General features: G+C 72.7%; 14 protein-coding genes and 1 pseudogene. 4 read left to right on the top strand and 11 right to left on the bottom strand.

Translation table 11 applies throughout. The annotated features are described in order from the left end of the window. Positions 1 to 24 precede the first annotated feature (24 nt). Positions 25 to 477, top strand: coding sequence for a universal stress protein (locus tag ACPA54_RS12640; protein ID WP_423529051.1), 453 nt, complete (start codon positions 25 to 27; stop codon positions 475 to 477). Between the two features lie 61 nt (positions 478 to 538). Here the strand turns inward: ACPA54_RS12640 and ACPA54_RS12635 are convergent, their stop codons facing one another. The 3 genes from ACPA54_RS12635 to ACPA54_RS12625 form a co-directional block, all read right to left on the bottom strand. Continuing rightward, the gene (locus ACPA54_RS12635) at positions 539 to 1318 is read right to left on the bottom strand and encodes a hypothetical protein (protein ID WP_423529049.1); all 780 of its coding nucleotides are present in this window, start codon (positions 1316 to 1318) and stop codon (positions 539 to 541) included. A gap of 124 nt (positions 1319 to 1442) precedes the next feature. Continuing rightward, positions 1443 to 2366, bottom strand: coding sequence for a LysR family transcriptional regulator (locus ACPA54_RS12630; protein ID WP_423529047.1), 924 nt, complete (start codon positions 2364 to 2366; stop codon positions 1443 to 1445). A 102-nt stretch (positions 2367 to 2468) separates the two neighbouring features. After that, the gene (locus ACPA54_RS12625) at positions 2469 to 3095 is read right to left on the bottom strand and encodes a TetR/AcrR family transcriptional regulator (protein WP_345674271.1); all 627 of its coding nucleotides are present in this window, start codon (positions 3093 to 3095) and stop codon (positions 2469 to 2471) included. A 587-nt stretch (positions 3096 to 3682) separates the two neighbouring features. Between ACPA54_RS12625 and ACPA54_RS12620 the strand changes: the two genes are divergently transcribed. Next, entirely contained in the window at positions 3683 to 5314 is a 1632-nt protein-coding gene (locus tag ACPA54_RS12620) for a SpoIIE family protein phosphatase (protein ID WP_423529045.1), read from the top strand. A 68-nt stretch (positions 5315 to 5382) separates the two neighbouring features. Here the strand turns inward: ACPA54_RS12620 and ACPA54_RS12615 are convergent, their stop codons facing one another. Continuing rightward, positions 5383 to 6705: an MFS transporter gene (locus ACPA54_RS12615; RefSeq protein ID WP_423529043.1), complete on the bottom strand. Its 1323-nt coding sequence runs from the start codon at positions 6703 to 6705 to the stop codon at positions 5383 to 5385. 231 nt (positions 6706 to 6936) lie between these two features. Between ACPA54_RS12615 and ACPA54_RS12610 the strand changes: the two genes are divergently transcribed. Beyond that, a complete protein-coding gene (locus tag ACPA54_RS12610; RefSeq protein WP_423529041.1) occupies positions 6937 to 7572 on the top strand; it encodes a MarR family winged helix-turn-helix transcriptional regulator in 636 nt (211 codons plus the stop codon). A 191-nt stretch (positions 7573 to 7763) separates the two neighbouring features. On the opposite strand, the gene ACPA54_RS12605 is transcribed toward ACPA54_RS12610, so the two are convergent. From ACPA54_RS12605 to ACPA54_RS12580, 6 genes are all read right to left on the bottom strand, one after another. Continuing rightward, positions 7764 to 8303, bottom strand: a complete 540-nt coding sequence (locus tag ACPA54_RS12605; RefSeq protein ID WP_423529039.1) for a hypothetical protein — start codon at positions 8301 to 8303, stop codon at positions 7764 to 7766. A 59-nt stretch (positions 8304 to 8362) separates the two neighbouring features. Then, a complete protein-coding gene (locus ACPA54_RS12600; protein WP_423529037.1) occupies positions 8363 to 9718 on the bottom strand; it encodes an ATP-binding protein in 1356 nt (451 codons plus the stop codon). A 4-nt stretch (positions 9719 to 9722) separates the two neighbouring features. Further along, positions 9723 to 11234 carry an SCO6880 family protein gene (locus ACPA54_RS12595; RefSeq protein WP_423529036.1) on the bottom strand — a complete coding sequence of 504 codons (1512 nt, stop codon included), beginning with the start codon at positions 11232 to 11234 and terminating at the stop codon, positions 9723 to 9725. Positions 11235 to 11236: 2 nt separating this feature from the next. Beyond that, positions 11237 to 12628, bottom strand: coding sequence for a hypothetical protein (locus tag ACPA54_RS12590; RefSeq protein WP_423529034.1), 1392 nt, complete (start codon positions 12626 to 12628; stop codon positions 11237 to 11239). Continuing rightward, positions 12618 to 13409: a DUF8175 domain-containg protein gene (locus ACPA54_RS12585; RefSeq protein ID WP_423529032.1), complete on the bottom strand. Its 792-nt coding sequence runs from the start codon at positions 13407 to 13409 to the stop codon at positions 12618 to 12620. Before ACPA54_RS12585 ends, ACPA54_RS12590 begins: the two co-directional genes overlap by 11 nt. A gap of 217 nt (positions 13410 to 13626) precedes the next feature. Further along, positions 13627 to 13935, bottom strand: coding sequence for a hypothetical protein (locus ACPA54_RS12580; RefSeq protein ID WP_345674300.1), 309 nt, complete (start codon positions 13933 to 13935; stop codon positions 13627 to 13629). A 225-nt stretch (positions 13936 to 14160) separates the two neighbouring features. Between ACPA54_RS12580 and ACPA54_RS12575 the strand changes: the two are divergent. Further along, positions 14161 to 15150, top strand: a pseudogene (locus tag ACPA54_RS12575) (C40 family peptidase); the annotation flags it as partial. A gap of 291 nt (positions 15151 to 15441) precedes the next feature. Here ACPA54_RS12575 and ACPA54_RS12570 read toward each other — a convergent pair. Further along, a partial coding sequence (locus ACPA54_RS12570) for a M23 family metallopeptidase (protein WP_423529836.1) occupies positions 15442 to 15597 on the bottom strand: 156 nt, incomplete at its 5' end.

Raw genomic sequence — 15597 nt, 5'->3', positions numbered from 1 at the left:
GGCGCCGTGCCACGAGGAGGGCCGATGGCTGAGGACGAACCGCGCGGCGTCGTGGTCGGGGTCGACGGGTCGGAACCGTCCCGCCGGGCACTCGACTGGGCGATGACCGAGGCACAGCTCCGCGGGCTCCCGCTGTACGTGGTCTCCGCGGCGCCGCCCGCGGGCGCCTACGCCGCCATGGCCCCCGGCGGCCTCTACGTCGAGGACATCAGCGCCGCCCTCGACGCCATCCGCGGCGAGACCGAGGCCCTGGTCGCCGAGGTCGACCAGGCCCGCGACGAACGCTTCACCGGCGAGTCGCACGTCCAGGTCTACTCCGGGACCGCGACCGAAGTGCTCCTCGGCATGTCCGAGCGGCACGAGCTGGTCGTCGTCGGCTCGCGTGGCACCGGCGGCTTCTCCCGCCTCCTGCTCGGCTCGGTGAGCACCGCGGTCGTGCACCACGCGGCGTGCCCGGTACTGGTCGTCCGTACCTAGGGCAGGGCGGGCCGGGGTCGGGCCGCGCGTCCGCGCCCGGCCCGACCCCTTTCGTCGCGGCTCACGCCACCCGCAGCCCGCCGCGGCGGGTCGAACCCCCGGCCACCGCCGGCTCCACACGCACCACCGACGGACGCAGCGCCGGCACCGCCGCGCTCCCGGTGACGGCGGCCACCGGGTCGTGCGGGGCGAGCCCGGCCAGCGCCATCAGCGGGCCCAAGGCGCCGCGCGGCGGCGCGACCACGGCGAGCCGGCCGTCGTCGAGCAGGTGCACCGGGGCACCGAAGATCTCCTCGACATGCGCCGCGACCAGCAGGGTCGGCCGCAGCCGCTCGTGCGGCGGATACGCGCCGATCTGCGGCTCGACCGCGACCACCGTTGGCGGCTCGCCCCCGGCGGACCGGCGGCGCAGCAGGCCCGCGCGCAGCGCCGCGCCGGTGGGCAGCTCGGTCAGCGGGTCGAAGCCCGCGGCCACGGGCAGATGAGCGTGCCGCGCGGCCACGTACGCGGCCACCACCGAATCCGATGCCCCGCGCCCGACCGCGGTCAGGAACAGCAGGTCCAGATCGGCCAGCGCGGCGGCCAGCGGCACCCCCGCCTCGACGCGGTCCCGGGCCAGGTCGTGGCACGCCGCGCGAATCCGCCCGGGCCGGAAGAACGCCGCCACGGCCGCCTCCGCGCCGGGAGTGAGCCATTCCTCGGGCTGCGGCCAGCCGCACGCGATGCTCCGGCGCCGCCATTCGGCGAGCAGCCAGGCGAGGTGGCGGCCCGCGGATGCGGTGGCGGAGCCGGTCGGCACGACGTTGTACGGGGTGGCGGAGGGCGCAAGGTTCGCGGTCATACCCAGGGAGAGCGGGCAGGCCCCGAATCGTGACGCGACTCCGCGGGTGATCGCGTGTGATCCGGATCACTTCTCCGAGCGTGCGCCGACGGCGTTGGGCCATTCGGGGGAAACCGCTCCCGCGTCAGGGCATCGGGGTCTGCTGCATCGGGCGTCGGAACCACTCGCGGCACACCGCGGCGAACGCCGCCGCGCGCCGCGTCGGGCGGACACCGCGTGCCTGCGCGAGCATCAGCGGCAACGGCGGCAGGTCGTCGGTCAGGTCCAGGGACACGACGCGGCCGCCGTCGTAGGTGCGGTCGGTGGCCGGCCGTTCGTTCAGCACCGCGTAGCCCTGGCCGGCCGCGACCAGCGCCCGGACCAGCTCCGGATTGCGTGACCGGAACCGCACGCGCGGGGTGATCCCCGCCCGGCGGCTCACCGACGCGAAGTAGTCCCGGTGGTGCGGCAGGTCCAGCAGGATGACCGGGTCGTCCGCCAGCGCCAGCAGCGACACCGCCCGCTCGCCCGCCAGCGGATGCCCCGGCGGCACGATCACATGCGGCGGCAGCCGGGTCAGGAGCTGGGAGTCGACGCCGTCGCCGTCCCGCGCGTCGTACAGCAGCGCCAGATCGCAGCCGCCGTCCGCGAGCAGGTCGCGCAGGCTCTCCTCGTCCGGGCCCTCCGACACCCACACCTCGACCTCCGGGTGCCGGTCGGCGAACTCGGCCAGCAGCGGCGGCAGGTAGTACGGCGCGATGGTCTCCGCGCACCCCACGTGCAGCCGCCCCCGCAGCGCGTTGCCGTAGCCCGTCGCGGACGCGGCGATCTCGTCGGCGTGCGCGAGCAGCGCCCGCGCCTCGCCGAGGAACCGCTCGCCCGACGTGGTGAGCGACAGGCCCTTGGCGTGGTGCCGCACCAGCAGCTGGACCCCGAACTCCCGTTCCAGGTGCGCGATGGCGGCCGAGATGGCGGACTGGGACACGAGCAGGTCCCGCGACGCGCCGGTCATGCTGCGATGGCGCGCCGCGGCGACGAAGTAGCGGAGTTGCACGAGCGTGAAATTCATGCGCGACGACCCTTCGTCCGGGCCGGTCGCCGGACCCTATGAAGGGATCGTAGGCCGGGGCCGCGCCGCTCGCCCGTCGGAGCGGCCCCGCCGGTGACGCGGCTACGCCGGGCGCGGCCCGCCGCGCAGGAACAGCGTGTCCAGCTCGTCCTGGGTGAAGGGTTTGCCCGGGAGCGGCGAGGAGCGGTCCGCGCGCAGCCCGTCGAGCACCACCTCGAGGTAGCGCGCCGCCACCGTCATCCGCTGGGCTTTCGGCAGCCCGGGAGGCGGCAGCAGGCACGACAGCAGCAGCGAGATGTCCGCGTCGGACACGTCGGCGCGCAGCGCGCCCTCGTCCTTCGCGCGCTCCACCAGGTGGCACACCGCGTCGTTGAGCGCGGCGCGCCCGGCGCGCATCTCCTCGGTGACCGGCACCCGGCCGCTCAGCGCCGGGAACAGCCGCCCCGCGCCCGAGGCGACGGCGCGCCGCAGGTAGCGGTTCAGCGCGCACCACGCGTCCGGTTCCTCGGCGAGGGCGGAGACCGCCTCGCTGGTCAGCCGGCCCGTCTCGGTGATCATTATTCGCTGGACCAGCGACTCCTTGCCGGAGAAGCGCCGGTAGATGGTGCCGACGCCGACGCCCGCGCGGCGGGCGATCTCCTCCATCGGTGCGTCGTAACCCAGTTCGCCGAAAACTTCGCGCGCCGCCCGGAGCACCTGCTCCAGATTGCGGCGCGCGTCCGTGCGCAAGGCCGATTCCGGATCGCCCGACGCCCGCGGTCCCGCGGCCGCGGACCGGCCGCGTTGCGGCCGGCGGGCGGACGGAATCACGGCGGTGGCCGCCGGCGGTGCGGAATCCCTGGTCCGCGTCAGCTCGTTCGAATACGTACGCGAAGCGCCCATGTGTACTTCCCCCGAAGGCAAATGGTCGTATCCCGTGTCGGGCCGCTCAGTCATTGCCAGTTCGCCGAGCGTACCCGACCCCTTGCCCGGCCAGAAGCGGAATCCGACGCAACGGTTGTGGAGGAGATGTGTGGTGTTGACGCTGAGTCAGCGGTACCCCGCTCCGGCGTGCCGGGCGATCGACAGTGCGTCAGCGGCGGCCGATGCCGCGGTGCGCGGACCCGGGCGACCCGGTCGCCGGTATGTGACCGGGGTCACGAACGTGCCTCCGGCGCGTCGTCTGCAGGGCTGTCCGTCCCCCGAACGGGGGGACGCGCCCGGGGTCGCGATTCCCCTGTGGCCGAGTTTCGCCCACACTGGTGAGGTCACTTGAGGTAAACCTCGGGGCACATAGTGTTAATGGCTGTGCGACGGACTCACGAGGAAGCAAGCGGTTGAACATCACTCGGTGGGGCGCCCGGTTGGCCGGAGAACGACGGCGATCCGTGCCCGCGGCGCGGATGCAGGACCGCATCGACACGTTCTCGCTGCGCGAGGTGCTGGCCCACGCGCCGGCCTTGATCGCTGTCACGCGCGGCCCTGCCCACGAACTCGCCTACGTCAACCAGGCCTACCGGGACGTCTTCGGACCACGCCGCCTCGGCGTGCCGGCCCGCGACATCCTCCCGGAGCTGGCCGACCACGGCCTGCTGCCGCTGATGGACCAGGTGTACCGCACCGGCCGCGGGCGCACCGTGCGCGCACGGCGCGTCGACCACCACGGCACGGCCTATCCGGGCATGCCGGAGAGCGAACGGCAGCACGGCTACTTCACCTTCGTCTGCACCCCGGTGTGCGCCGACGGCACTCCCGGCGACGCCGCGGTGCGCGGCCGGGCGGGCGTCCGCGGCGTGCTGGTGTTCGCCGTCGACGTCACCGACCAAGTGCAGGCCACCGACCGGCTGCGGGAGAGCGAACGCCGGCACCGGCAGGCCGCCGTCACCCTGCAGCGCAGCCTGCTGCCCCAGCAGCTCGAACACCCGGACGACCTGCGGGTGTCCGCCCGCTACCTGCCCGGCGGCGCGGACGCCGCGGTGGGCGGCGACTGGTACGACGTCATCACCCTCGGCGCGGGCCGCACCGCCCTGGTCATCGGCGACGTCATGGGCCGCGGCGTCCGCGCCGCCGCCGTCATGGGCCAACTCCGCACCGCGGTCCGCGCCTACGCCCGCCTCGACCTGCCGCCGCACGAAGTCCTGCAGCTCCTGGACGGCTTGGCGATGGAGATCGACGCCACGCAGATCGCCACCTGCGTGTACGCGGTGCACGATCCGAGCGAAGGCGTCCTGACCTACTCGACCGCCGGGCATCTGCCGCCGCTCGTCCGCGACCCCGCGGGCGACGTGCACCGGCTCGACGACGCGCTCGGGCCCCCGCTCGGCACCGGCGGGAGCTGGCCGCACACCTCCGGCGGCGTCCCCCTCGAACCCGGCTCCACCGTCGTCTTCTACACCGACGGCCTGGTGGAGCGCCGCGGCGAGGACATCGACCGCGGCATCGACGACTTGGCCGCCGCCCTCGACGGCGCGGCCGGGCCGCCCGACGCGGTCCGCGACCGCCTGATCGAACACATGCGCCTGCCGGTCGAACACGACGACGACGTGGCCTTGCTGGTGCTGCATCTGCCGCGCCACGAAGGCCGCGCCGCCACGCTGTTCCGCACCGCGTCGCTCGACCTGCTCGGCGGCAACGAAGTCGCGGCCCGGGCCAGGGCCTTCACCTCGGGCGTGCTGGCGAGCTGGCAGGTCGGCGAGGAACTGCGCGAGTCGGGGGTGCTCGCGGTCAGCGAGTTCGTCGCGAACGCGCTCACCCACGGAGCCGCACCTATGCGGCTGCGCCTGCGGCGCACCGACCGGCGGCTCATCGTCGAGGTCTCGGACGCCGACGACCACGTGCCGCGGCACCGGCGCGCCTCGGCCGACGACGAGAACGGGCGGGGTGTCGCGATCGTGGCGAGCATCGCCAGCTCGTGGGGCTCCCGGCTGACCGCGACCGGCAAGACCGTGTGGTGCGAATTCCTGCTGTGAGCGGGCCGGGAACGGCGGAAAGGCCGGTGCCCGGCCCCCTCGGCGAGGGAGCCGGGCACCGGCACGGGTCACGCGGCGAGCGCGGCGGCCTTCGCGTCCTCGGACCGGCCGCTCCGCCCGGCCTGTTCGGCCCGCTCCGCAGGGCCCTGCGTGCTCGACGACGCGACCACGAGCCCGTTCTGCACCGGGCTGAGGCCCCGGCCGAGCCGGACGCCGAGCACCGCGATCAGCACCGAGCACGCCATCAGCACCACCAGGTAGGGGCCGTAGATCCCGGCACCCACCATCGCACCCGCGAACGCCGGGCCGACCGCCATGGCGAGCTGCTTCACCAGCGACTGCGCGGCGTTGTACTGGCCGAGCAGGTGCGCGGGCGCCAGGTCGGCGACCATCGGGCCGAGCGTCGGGGCGAGGAGGCTCTCGCCGATGCCCAGCAGCCCGTACGCCGTCACGATGGTGACCGCGGCCAGCGCGGCATTGCCGTGCACCAGCCCGGACACCGCGGTGACGATCCAGGCCAGCAGCCACACCACGCCGGTCGCCGCGATGACCATGCTGCGGCGCCGCCGCGTCACGATCCGCAGGACCGCCAGCTGCGCGACCACGATCACCAGGGTGTTCGCGGCCAGCGCCACGCCGAGCATGCTCGGCGAGATCCGGCTGACCTCGGTCGCGAAGGCGGCCAGGCCCGACTCGAACTGGCCGTAGCAGGTGAAGAAGATCAGCGCGCTCACCACGGACAGCCGGACCATCGCCCGGTCCCGCAGCAGATGCCGCCACCCGGCCTTCGGGCCGCCGTCGCCGGCCCCCGCCGCGTGCGGCGCGGCCGCGGGCATCCTGGCCCCGCCGACCACCAGCGCGAGCACGACGATCATCGCCGCCTCGACGACGAACAGCACCGTGAAGCTGGCCGGCCGCGACGGGTCGACGATGAGCCCACCGATCAGTCCGCCGATGCCCAGCCCCAGGTTGTTGAAGGTGAACTGGAGCGCGAACGCCCGGGAGCGGGTCTGCGGGGTCGTGCACCGCACGATCATCGTCGCGAGCGCCGGCTGGATGGCCGCGATCCCGGCGCCCAGCAGGCCCGCGGCGGCCAGGATCAGCGGCGGGTGCGCGGCGAACCCGAGGGTCAGCGACCCGGCCGCCGCGACCAGCGCGCCGACCACCGCGACCGGCCGCGGACCGCGCCGGTCGATGCCCGGCCCGACGAAGGGCAGCACGACGAGCGCGGCGACGGCCAGCACGCTGAACATCAGACCGGCCTGCCCCGCGGACATGTCGCGCACCCGGGTCACGTAGACGAAGAGAAACGGAACGGTGAAGCCGCTGCCGAACGCGGCGAGGGCATTGCCGAGCTGGATTCGGCGCAGCGCCGTCGTGGTCGCCACCACACACCTCCTGACTGCCTGTGTCGGCGGACCGGCCGCTCCGGTCCGCACGGGACGGTCTCCCGCCGGCCCTCGGACACGTCGGAGCGCACCGCGGAGCGGCCGACGCGGTGAATCGCGGCGGCGCTGCGGATAGTCGACCGGAGGGCTCGAAGCTGAAGACTTCAGTGCTAAAGAGTACGCCCGTCAAGTGTTTCTGTCTAATGAGTTAAGGGGTACAGGTAGGCTGGGGAAATGCCCGCAGACCAGCAGGACCCGGCCGCCCGGAAGCGCGCGGCCGCGGCATCGTCCGCGGAGCCGTCCGCGGGCGGGGCCGGCACCGGCCCCGGGCCCACGGATGCCGGGCTGGAGGCGCACCTCGCGGTCTTCCAGCGCGAATTCCCCGAGGTCGACCCGCAGGTCGAGACGATCGTCGCGGCCTTGTTCCGACTGCACCGGCGCATGTCCGTGGCGTACGACCGGCAGATGGCCGCACTCGGCATCACCAACGCCGACTGGGAGGTCCTGCGGGCGCTCGTCCTCGCCGGCGAGCCCTACCGGCTCAGCCCCGGCGAACTCGCCAAGAGCCTCGGCCTCACCCCGGCCGCGATGACCCACCGCATCGACCGCATGGTCGGCGAAGAGCTCGTCACCCGCACCCGCGACGAGCAGAACCGGGTCCGCGTCATCATCGAGCTGACCGCCGCCGGCCGGGACATGTGGCTCCGCGTGGTCCGCGACGCCGCGGTCTTCGAATCGGCGCTCCTCCAAGACCTCGGCGACGCGGAACGCGCGGACCTCGCCGACGGCCTGCGCCGCATGCTCGCCCGCGTCGAGGAGACCCAGCCCGACGGCACCGGCCGCTCGGACGCGCCGGCGACCGGGACCTGATCCGGGCAGACGAAAACCGCAGCCTCGCGTGCGGCGGGCTGCGGGGGGGTTGGTGGGTCGAGCCGACCGGCGGGTGACCTGTCGGCCACGCGGCGGCCGACCCGGCCACGGTAATGATGAGCGTTCCCCGTGCGGACCGCGGCAATTCCGACGGAAAGCCCGGTTCACCCGAAGGTGTGGCCGAAAGTCCGTCAGTCCCGTTTCGCGGGCCCCTCGCGGCCCTCGCGTCCCTCCGGTTTCCCGGGCAGCGGGTCGGCGGGCGCCCGCTGTTCCGGCACGGGGTCCTTCGCGAGCGCGATACCGGACGCGGCGTCGTCCGTCCGTCCGCCCGCGGGCCCGCCGCCCGCAGGTCCGTCGGCCCGCGGCCCGTCCGCGGGGGCCGCCCGGCGGATCCGCCGCGTGGTGAGCCGGACCCACGCCCACAGCACGGCACCCGCGAACGCCAGCGCGATCGCTATCACCACGCCGAACACCCACCAGAACGCGGTCGCCGACGGCAGCTGGTCCGCGGGGGACGCCGGCCACGCCGCCGGGATGTCCCCCGGATCGCGGAGCAGTTCGCGGATCGCCCGCCCGGACCGGGTGAACCGCACCTGGTCCGGCCATGCCTGACGGGTCGCCAGCCCCGCGAGACCGGTCGCCAGCCAGGTCGCCGCCGTCCCCGCGATCAGCAGCACCAGGGCGCCGATCAGCGCCCCGTCCGGTATGCCGCGCTGCGGTGCCTCCGCCATCGCTCCTCCCGACGCGCCGTCGTCCCGCCGCTGTGCCGATGCTCCGACCTGCCGCCGGGTCACACCGGTGCGTCCTCGGTCAGCGCGGCCACCGCACGCACCCGCTCCTCGACGGCTTCCTCGGTCATCGCGCGGTCGGTGTAGACCATCGGCCGCTCGGTCTCGGTGATCAGGTGCTTGACCACCTGCACGTTGCCGTTGACGTCCCACACCGCGATACCCGGCGTCAGTGTCGGGATGATCTCCACCGCCCAGCGCGGCAGACCGAGCACCTTGCCGGTGGCGCGGGCCTCTTCCGCCTTCTGCATGTAGATCGTGCGGGTCGACGCCATCTTGAGGATCGCCGCGGCCTCCTTGGCCGCCGCACCGTCCACCACATCGGACAAGTGGTGCACCACCGCGACGAACGACAGGCCGAGCCGCCGTCCGAACTTCAGCAGCCGCTGGAACAGCTGGGCGACGAACGGGCTGTTGATGATGTGCCACGCCTCTTCCACCAGGAAGATGCGCTTGACCCGGTCCGGCCGGATCCACGTGTGCTCGAGCCAGACGCCGACGATCGCCATGAGGATCGGCATCGCGATCGAGTTCCGGTCGATATGCGACAGATCGAAAATGATCAGCGGCGCGTCGAGGTCGATGCCGGTCGTCGTCGGGCCCTCGAACATGTTCTTCAGGTCGCCGTCGACGAGCCGGTCGAGCACCAGCGCGACGTCCAGACCCCAGATCCGCACGTCCGCCAGGTCCAGGCTGAGCAGGTCCGCGGACTCCTGGGTGGGATTCCGCAGCGCGTCCACGATGTCCGGAAGTATGGGCTGGCGGTCCTCGACCGTGCGGACCACGTGCACGTGCGCGGCCTTGAGCGCGTACCCGGCGCGCTCCTCCAACGGGCGGCCCATCGCCACCTCGATGATGGTGCGCAGCAGCGCCAGCTGGCCGGTCGACGTGATCGCCGGGTCCAGCGGATTCAGCCGCACGCCCGCACCGGTGATGTCCGTCGGGTCCAGCCGCACCGGCTGGATGCCGAGCGCTTCGGCGATGTGGTTCCACTCGCCGACGCCGTCCTCGCCCTGCGCGTCCAGGACCACCACCTGGCGGTCGCGGAAGCGGAGTTGGCGCAGCACGTAGGTCTTCTCCAGCGCCGACTTGCCGTTGCCGGACTCGCCGAGCACCAGCCAGTGCGGGGCGGGCAGCTGCTGGCCGTACAGTTGGAACGGGTCGTACACGTAGCCCTTGCCGGAGTACACCTCGCGGCCGATGATCACCCCGGAATCGCCCAGCCCGGGCGCCGCCGTGGGCAGATACACCGCCTGCGCCTGGCCGGTCGAGGTGCGCACCGGCAGCCGCTGCGTTTCCGGCTTGCCGAACACGAAGCTCGCGAAGCCGTTGGTCAGAAGGGAAAAGAGGCCGGACACGACGTCACCTCCGGATGCCGGTGGCGAAAGGCAGGGTGTTCACGAACGCACGGTGCTGTTCGCGGTCGCACCACTCCAGTTTGAGGAAGCACTTGCCCGCGGACGCGCGGATCGTGCGCTTGTCGCGCATGAGCTGCTCCGGGTCGCGGGACGACACGGTGATGTAGCCGACCAGGTTGACGCCCGCCGCGCCGCCCGCGAGGTCCTCGCCGCGCTGGTCGACGCGGCCGGTGTGGGCGAGGTCGCGGGGGTCCACCACGCGGTTCATCTTCGCGGCGCGCGCCGCGTCCGCGTCGTCGTTCGTCTTCTCGGTCAGCATCCGCTCGATCGCGATGTCCGTCGGCTCCAGGTCCATCGTCACCGCGACCGTGCGGATCACGTCGGGGGTGTGCACCAGCAGCGGCGCCAGGAAGTTCACGCCCACCGGGGTCAGCGGCCACTCCTTGATCCACGCGGTGGCATGGCACCAGGGGCGCGGCGTCTCCGACTCGCGGGTCTTGGACTGCAGGTAGTTCGGGTGCGTCGCGTCCAGCTCGGCGGGCCACGCGTAGCGGGCCTGCATGCCGTCGAACTGGTCGATCTGGTGCTCCGGGTCGTACATCGAGTGGATCAGCGACGCCAGACGGGCCTCGTTCATCGGCTGCCGCACCCGGATGTCGGCCTCGGCCAACCGTGCGCACACGTCGGTCAGCTCGCGCGCCATCACCACGCCGAGGCCGTCGTCGCCGCGGCCCATCACCGACGACTCGGCGGCCAGGTCGCGGTTGTAGTGCATGCACGCGATCAGGTAGGCGCGGTGCTGCTCGCTGGACGTCGACACCATCGACTGCAGCTGCTCGTACGAGTCCTTCACCCACATCGGCGCGCTCGCGTCGCCGCGGCGCGCCACGTCCTTCGCGTGCGCGTCGGGGTCGGCGGGCATGGTGCGGGCCAGGATCTGCAGGCGGGTGACGAAGCCGTCCCCGTTCGCCACGTGCTTCAGCAGCGTGCCGAACCGCTCGACCAGCGCCTCCTGGTCCTCCGAGTCGCGCAGCCCCACGCCGGGGCCCTCGATCTCGATCGCCGCGGTCACCGTGCGGCGCTCCAGGTGCATCAGCACCGCGAGTTCGTCCGGCCCGAACGGCACGCTCATCCAGCTCAGCCGGCCGATGCCGGGCGGCGTGCCCACCGCGGTGGCCGCGCCGTCGATGCGCGTCCCGGCCTCCATGACGGCCGAGCGGAAGCGGGCGCCGCGCTTGAGCGTGCGCTTGTACGTGCGGTTGATCTCGAACCACTTGTAGAACGTGCGCTGCTTGTACGGCATGTACACGGCGGCGAACGCCAGCAGCGGGAAGCCCACGAGGCCGATCAGCCGCACCGCGAGCACGGGCACGAGCAGTCCCCACAGCATGCCGATCGCGCCGCCCGCGATGATCAGGAAGATCTCGCCGGGCTCCCGGTTCTTGCCGATGACGGCCGTCGGCTTCGCCTTGCCGATGAGGAAGGTCCTGCGTCGGTGGATCGGCTGTGTCGTCATGGTCAGGCCTCGTTCCCGGTCCTCGCGTGCGGCGTGCTACTGGGGTTTGCCGGGGGTGGTGCCGCGGCGCCGGCGCCGGTACCGCCGCCGCGCGAGCCGTGGGCCGCGATGCCGGACGACACCGCGTTCTGCGCGGCGGGCGCGGGCGATGCCGCGGAGTCGCCTCCGCCGCCCCGGCCCGCGTGCGCGCGGATGCCCTGCTTCATGAACGCCGCCGGTCCGCCGACCAGCGACGCCGCCGCACCGCCGGCGCCCCCCAGCGCGCGGCGGCCGCTGTGCAACTGCGCCATATCGTCGCCGAGGTTCGGGACGAAGCGGTAGATCAGCACACTCGCGAAGATCGACAGACACATGATCGCCAGACCGCTCAGGACCGACGAGAACGAGTCCTGCGGCCGACCCCCCGAAATGGCGGTGGCCAGGCCCAGCACGATGACGACGACGGGTTTCGCAAGCAGCACGGCAACCATGATCCCCGCCCAGCGGCGCACGTGGTGCCACATTGCCTTGTCGACCAAGCCGGAATAGACCGCTGTGCCCAGCATTGCCCCGACGTACAACATCGCGGCGCGCAGCAGCAGTTCGACCCACAGCACGGCGGCGGCGAGCATCGACAGCATGGACACGAAGATCAGCATGACCGGTCCGCCGCCGAGCCCCGCATTCGGATCCAGCGCCTTGGCGAAGCCGCCCAGGAACCGGTCGGTGTCCTGCTGCGTGCCGGACGCGATCGCGGTGGTGACGGCATCGGTCAGCGACACCGCCAAGTACAGCGTCAGAGGGGTGAACGCGGAAGCCAGCACGGCGAGCCACAGATAGCCGACGGCTTCGGAGATCGCCGTGGTGATGGGGGCGCCGCGCACGGCGCGCTTGGTGACGGCCAGCATCCACAGCAGCAGCGTGAGGAACGTGGACGCGGCGAACACCACCGCGTACTGCCGCAGGAACCCCGCATTGGTGAAGTCGACTTGTGTCGTGCCGTTCACCGCCGCGGCGAGGTTGTTGATGATCCACGTCGCCGCGTCCGCGCAGCCCTTCGCGATCGACCCGAGCGGGTCGGTCACGAACCCGGCGGTCTGACCGGGCGCGCCCGGGATGCTCGGGCCGCCGTCGCCGTTCTGGCAGTACGTCTTGGCGGGCCCGGTGAGCATGTCGCAGTACGTCTGCGCGGCACCGCCTCCGCCGCCTTGCGGAGCGGGAGTGCTCGCGACGACCGACGGCAGCGGTGAAGCGGCGGGCGACGCCGCGGGCTTGGCGGCCCCGGTGGCCGCCGGGGAGGGGTCGGCGAACGCGCGGGCGGCGGTGAGCAGGACCGCCGTCTGCACCGCGGCGACGACGGCACCGACCCGGACGGCGCGGCGCGCCCGGCGGCCACGGCAGGACTCAGCGTGCATAGCGCAGTTCCTCGAACTCGCGAACGGCCTTGGCGATGTCCTCCGCTCCCGACGCGGTCTGCAGACCGCCGACCGGGGTCGGCCCCTCCTTCTGGGTGAAGTCGACGAGCTTCCAGTCGTCGTCCGCCCACGACAGCCGCAGCGTCGTGGTCGTCCAGGCCTCGCTCACCGGCTTCGTGGAACCCGCCCCCGCCAGGCCGACCAGCCCGGCTCCCCACACCTCGACGGTGGCCGAATCGGGCGTGTATGCGACCGATTTGGTGCCGACCGGCAGCGCCCGGCACACGAAAGACAGCCCCTTGGGCGGGTTGCCGTCCGCGTCGAGGCCGAACACCGCGGTCTGCGCCTGGAACGCCGTGTCGGCACGGGCCAGCAGGCCGGCCTTGCTGCCGGGATCCGCCATCGACTCGACGATCGCCCGGCGGACGGCGGGCCGGAACATGTCCGACGAACCGTAGGCCGTGGCGTAGTTCGCGGCCGCGGACTGCGCACCCTCGCGGGTGCGGGGATAGCCGACCGGGACCGTGCCGGCGAGCGCGGCCGGGGGACGGGCGGCGGTGATGCCGACGGTGCTGCGCGGGCTCGTCTTGCCGACCCCGGAACTTGTGCCGGCGCGGGACGCGGCGGAGTCCTCCGCGGGCGCGCCGCTCCGGCGGCTGGCGTACGCGAGCGTCAGGACCACGACGAGGATCACGACGACCACCCCGGCACCCGAGGCGACGGGGTGCCGCCGCCGGGGATCCCCGGCGGCGCGCTCCGGAGCGGCGGGCGCATCGCTCATGCGCGGACTCCGCGTCGCGGGCGCGCGGCGGCGCGGGGCCGGGAGGTGGCGTAATTCCCCGTCCCGGGAATTTCCGTGGGGGCGATAATCGGCCACCCGCGGCGATTTTCGGCCGACCGGAAATGGCTCGTGCTGGCATACGGCGCACCGGCGGAGTTGCGTGGGCAGACGTAGGCCACAGGAGCCACCTCGGGTCGGCGAATCGGGCGGCGCGGGGCTAGATCGCCATCCCGTAGATGATGGTGAACAGGGTGCCGAGCGAGCCGATGATGAACACGCCGGTCAACCCGGCGATGATCAGGCCCTTGCCCTGCTCGGCACTGAACGTGTCGCGCAAGGCCGTTGCCCCTATCCGCTGCTTGGCGGCGCCCCAGATGGCGATGGCCAGGCAGAGGAGCAGGGCTACTGCCATGACTACCTGGACCATCGTGCGGGCTTCAGCTCCGAGCGTCGCGAAAGGGCCCCAATCCGGGGCGATACCACCGACGATGGTATTGATGTCGCCGTTGCCTGCACCTAGATACATGCCGTTCACCGCCCCCGACTGGGCTTCTCGAATTACCCCCGCCGGGTGGAGCGGGGGTGCCGTGCCTCTCGATTATTGTGTCGTGGCGACAGCGTTCGGGCCACCACCCCCGAGCGACGGCTCGTTCACTGTGTGTATCACGGGTGATTGCGCAGAGCAATCACGGCACGCAGAATGATCAAGTGCGACCTGTCCCCGTTGTTCAACGCCCCCCGTTCGCCTTCGATGCGTAAGGCTTGGCTGGCTGCCGGACTTGCCGCCGCGCTGCCGGTCGGGGCGGTGGGGCTGCTCGTCGTCGCCGTCGGTTCGATGACCGGCGGCACGCCTTCGTCCGGCGGGAACGGAGCGGTGGCGCTCGCGCCGGGGGCGGTGCCGGCGGCGTACCAGCCGGCGATCGAGCGGTGGGGGCGGTTGTGCCCGGAGATCTCGCCGGCGCTGCTGGCCGCGCAGTTGTATCAGGAGAGCGGGTTCAACCCGCGGGCGGTCAGTCCGGTGGGGGCGCAGGGGATCGCGCAGTTCATGCCGGGGACGTGGCCGCAGTGGGCGACGGACGGGAACGGCGACGGGCGGCGTGATCCGTTCGATGCGGAGGACGCGATCCCGTCGGCGGCGAAGTACGACTGCGCGCTGGCGAAGTCGATTGCCACCATGCCGGGGGACCGGACGGACAACATGCTGGCGGCGTACAACGCGGGGTCGTACCGCGTCATCCAGTACAAAGGGGTGCCGCCGTACGCCGAGACCCGCAGCTATGTGAAGAACATCCGCTCGCTGGAGCAGAGCTTCGGCGCGGTCAAGGCACCGATTCCGCCGTCGGTGCTCGCGGTCGGGGCGATCGAGTTCGCCCAGACGAAGCTCGGGACGCCGTATCTGTGGGGCGGTGAGGGCACCGTCGCGGACGGCGGCCGGTTCGACTGCTCGGGTCTGACGCAGGCCGCGTACGACAAGGTGGGTATCAAGCTGCCGCGCGTCGCGAACGACCAGTGGAATGCGGGACGGCATCCGGCCCGGTCCGAACTGCTGCCGGGTGACCTGGTGTTCTTCGCCACCAACCTGCGCGATCCGCGGAGTATCCACCACGTGGGGATCTATGTGGGCGGCGGGACGATGATCCACGCTCCGTACACGGGCGAGGTCATCCGTTTCGGTCGCATCGACAAACCGGACTACATCGGCGCCACCCGGGTCACCTCGGAGGGCGCCCAAGCGCTGCCGGACCGTACGGTGGTCAACCCCGTCGGCGCGGGCGCACCGCGGACGACTTTCGCGGACCCGGCGGCGACGGCTCCGGCTGCGAGTGCGGGGCCGGTTGCCACGCCGTCGTCGTCTTCGGCCAAGCCCACAGGCGCACCGCCCCCGGCGAATCCGTCCGCACCGTCCGTGCCGCCGTCCCGGCCCGCCGAGCCGTCGGCGTCGTCATCGCGGCTAACGGGCTGACCGGTCGGAACCCGAAAACCCTGTGGGGCCCCGGCGATGCCGGGGCCCCACAGGGTTGGTGCTACTCGATCAGACGTTCACGCCGTGGGCGCGGAGGTAGGTGATCGGGTTGATGTCGGAGCCGTAGTTGGGGCCGGTGCGGACCTCGAAGTGGAGGTGCGGGCCGGTGGAGTTGCCGGTGGAGCCGGAGAGGCCGATCTGCTGGCCGGTGGAGACCTTCTGGCC

The organism is Uniformispora flossi, from assembly GCF_049534875.1.
Taxonomy (GTDB): domain Bacteria; phylum Actinomycetota; class Actinomycetes; order Streptomycetales; family Streptomycetaceae; genus Yinghuangia; species Yinghuangia aomiensis.
The sequence above is the reverse complement of the archived record's forward strand: the minus strand, read 5'-3'. Positions and strand labels throughout refer to the sequence as shown.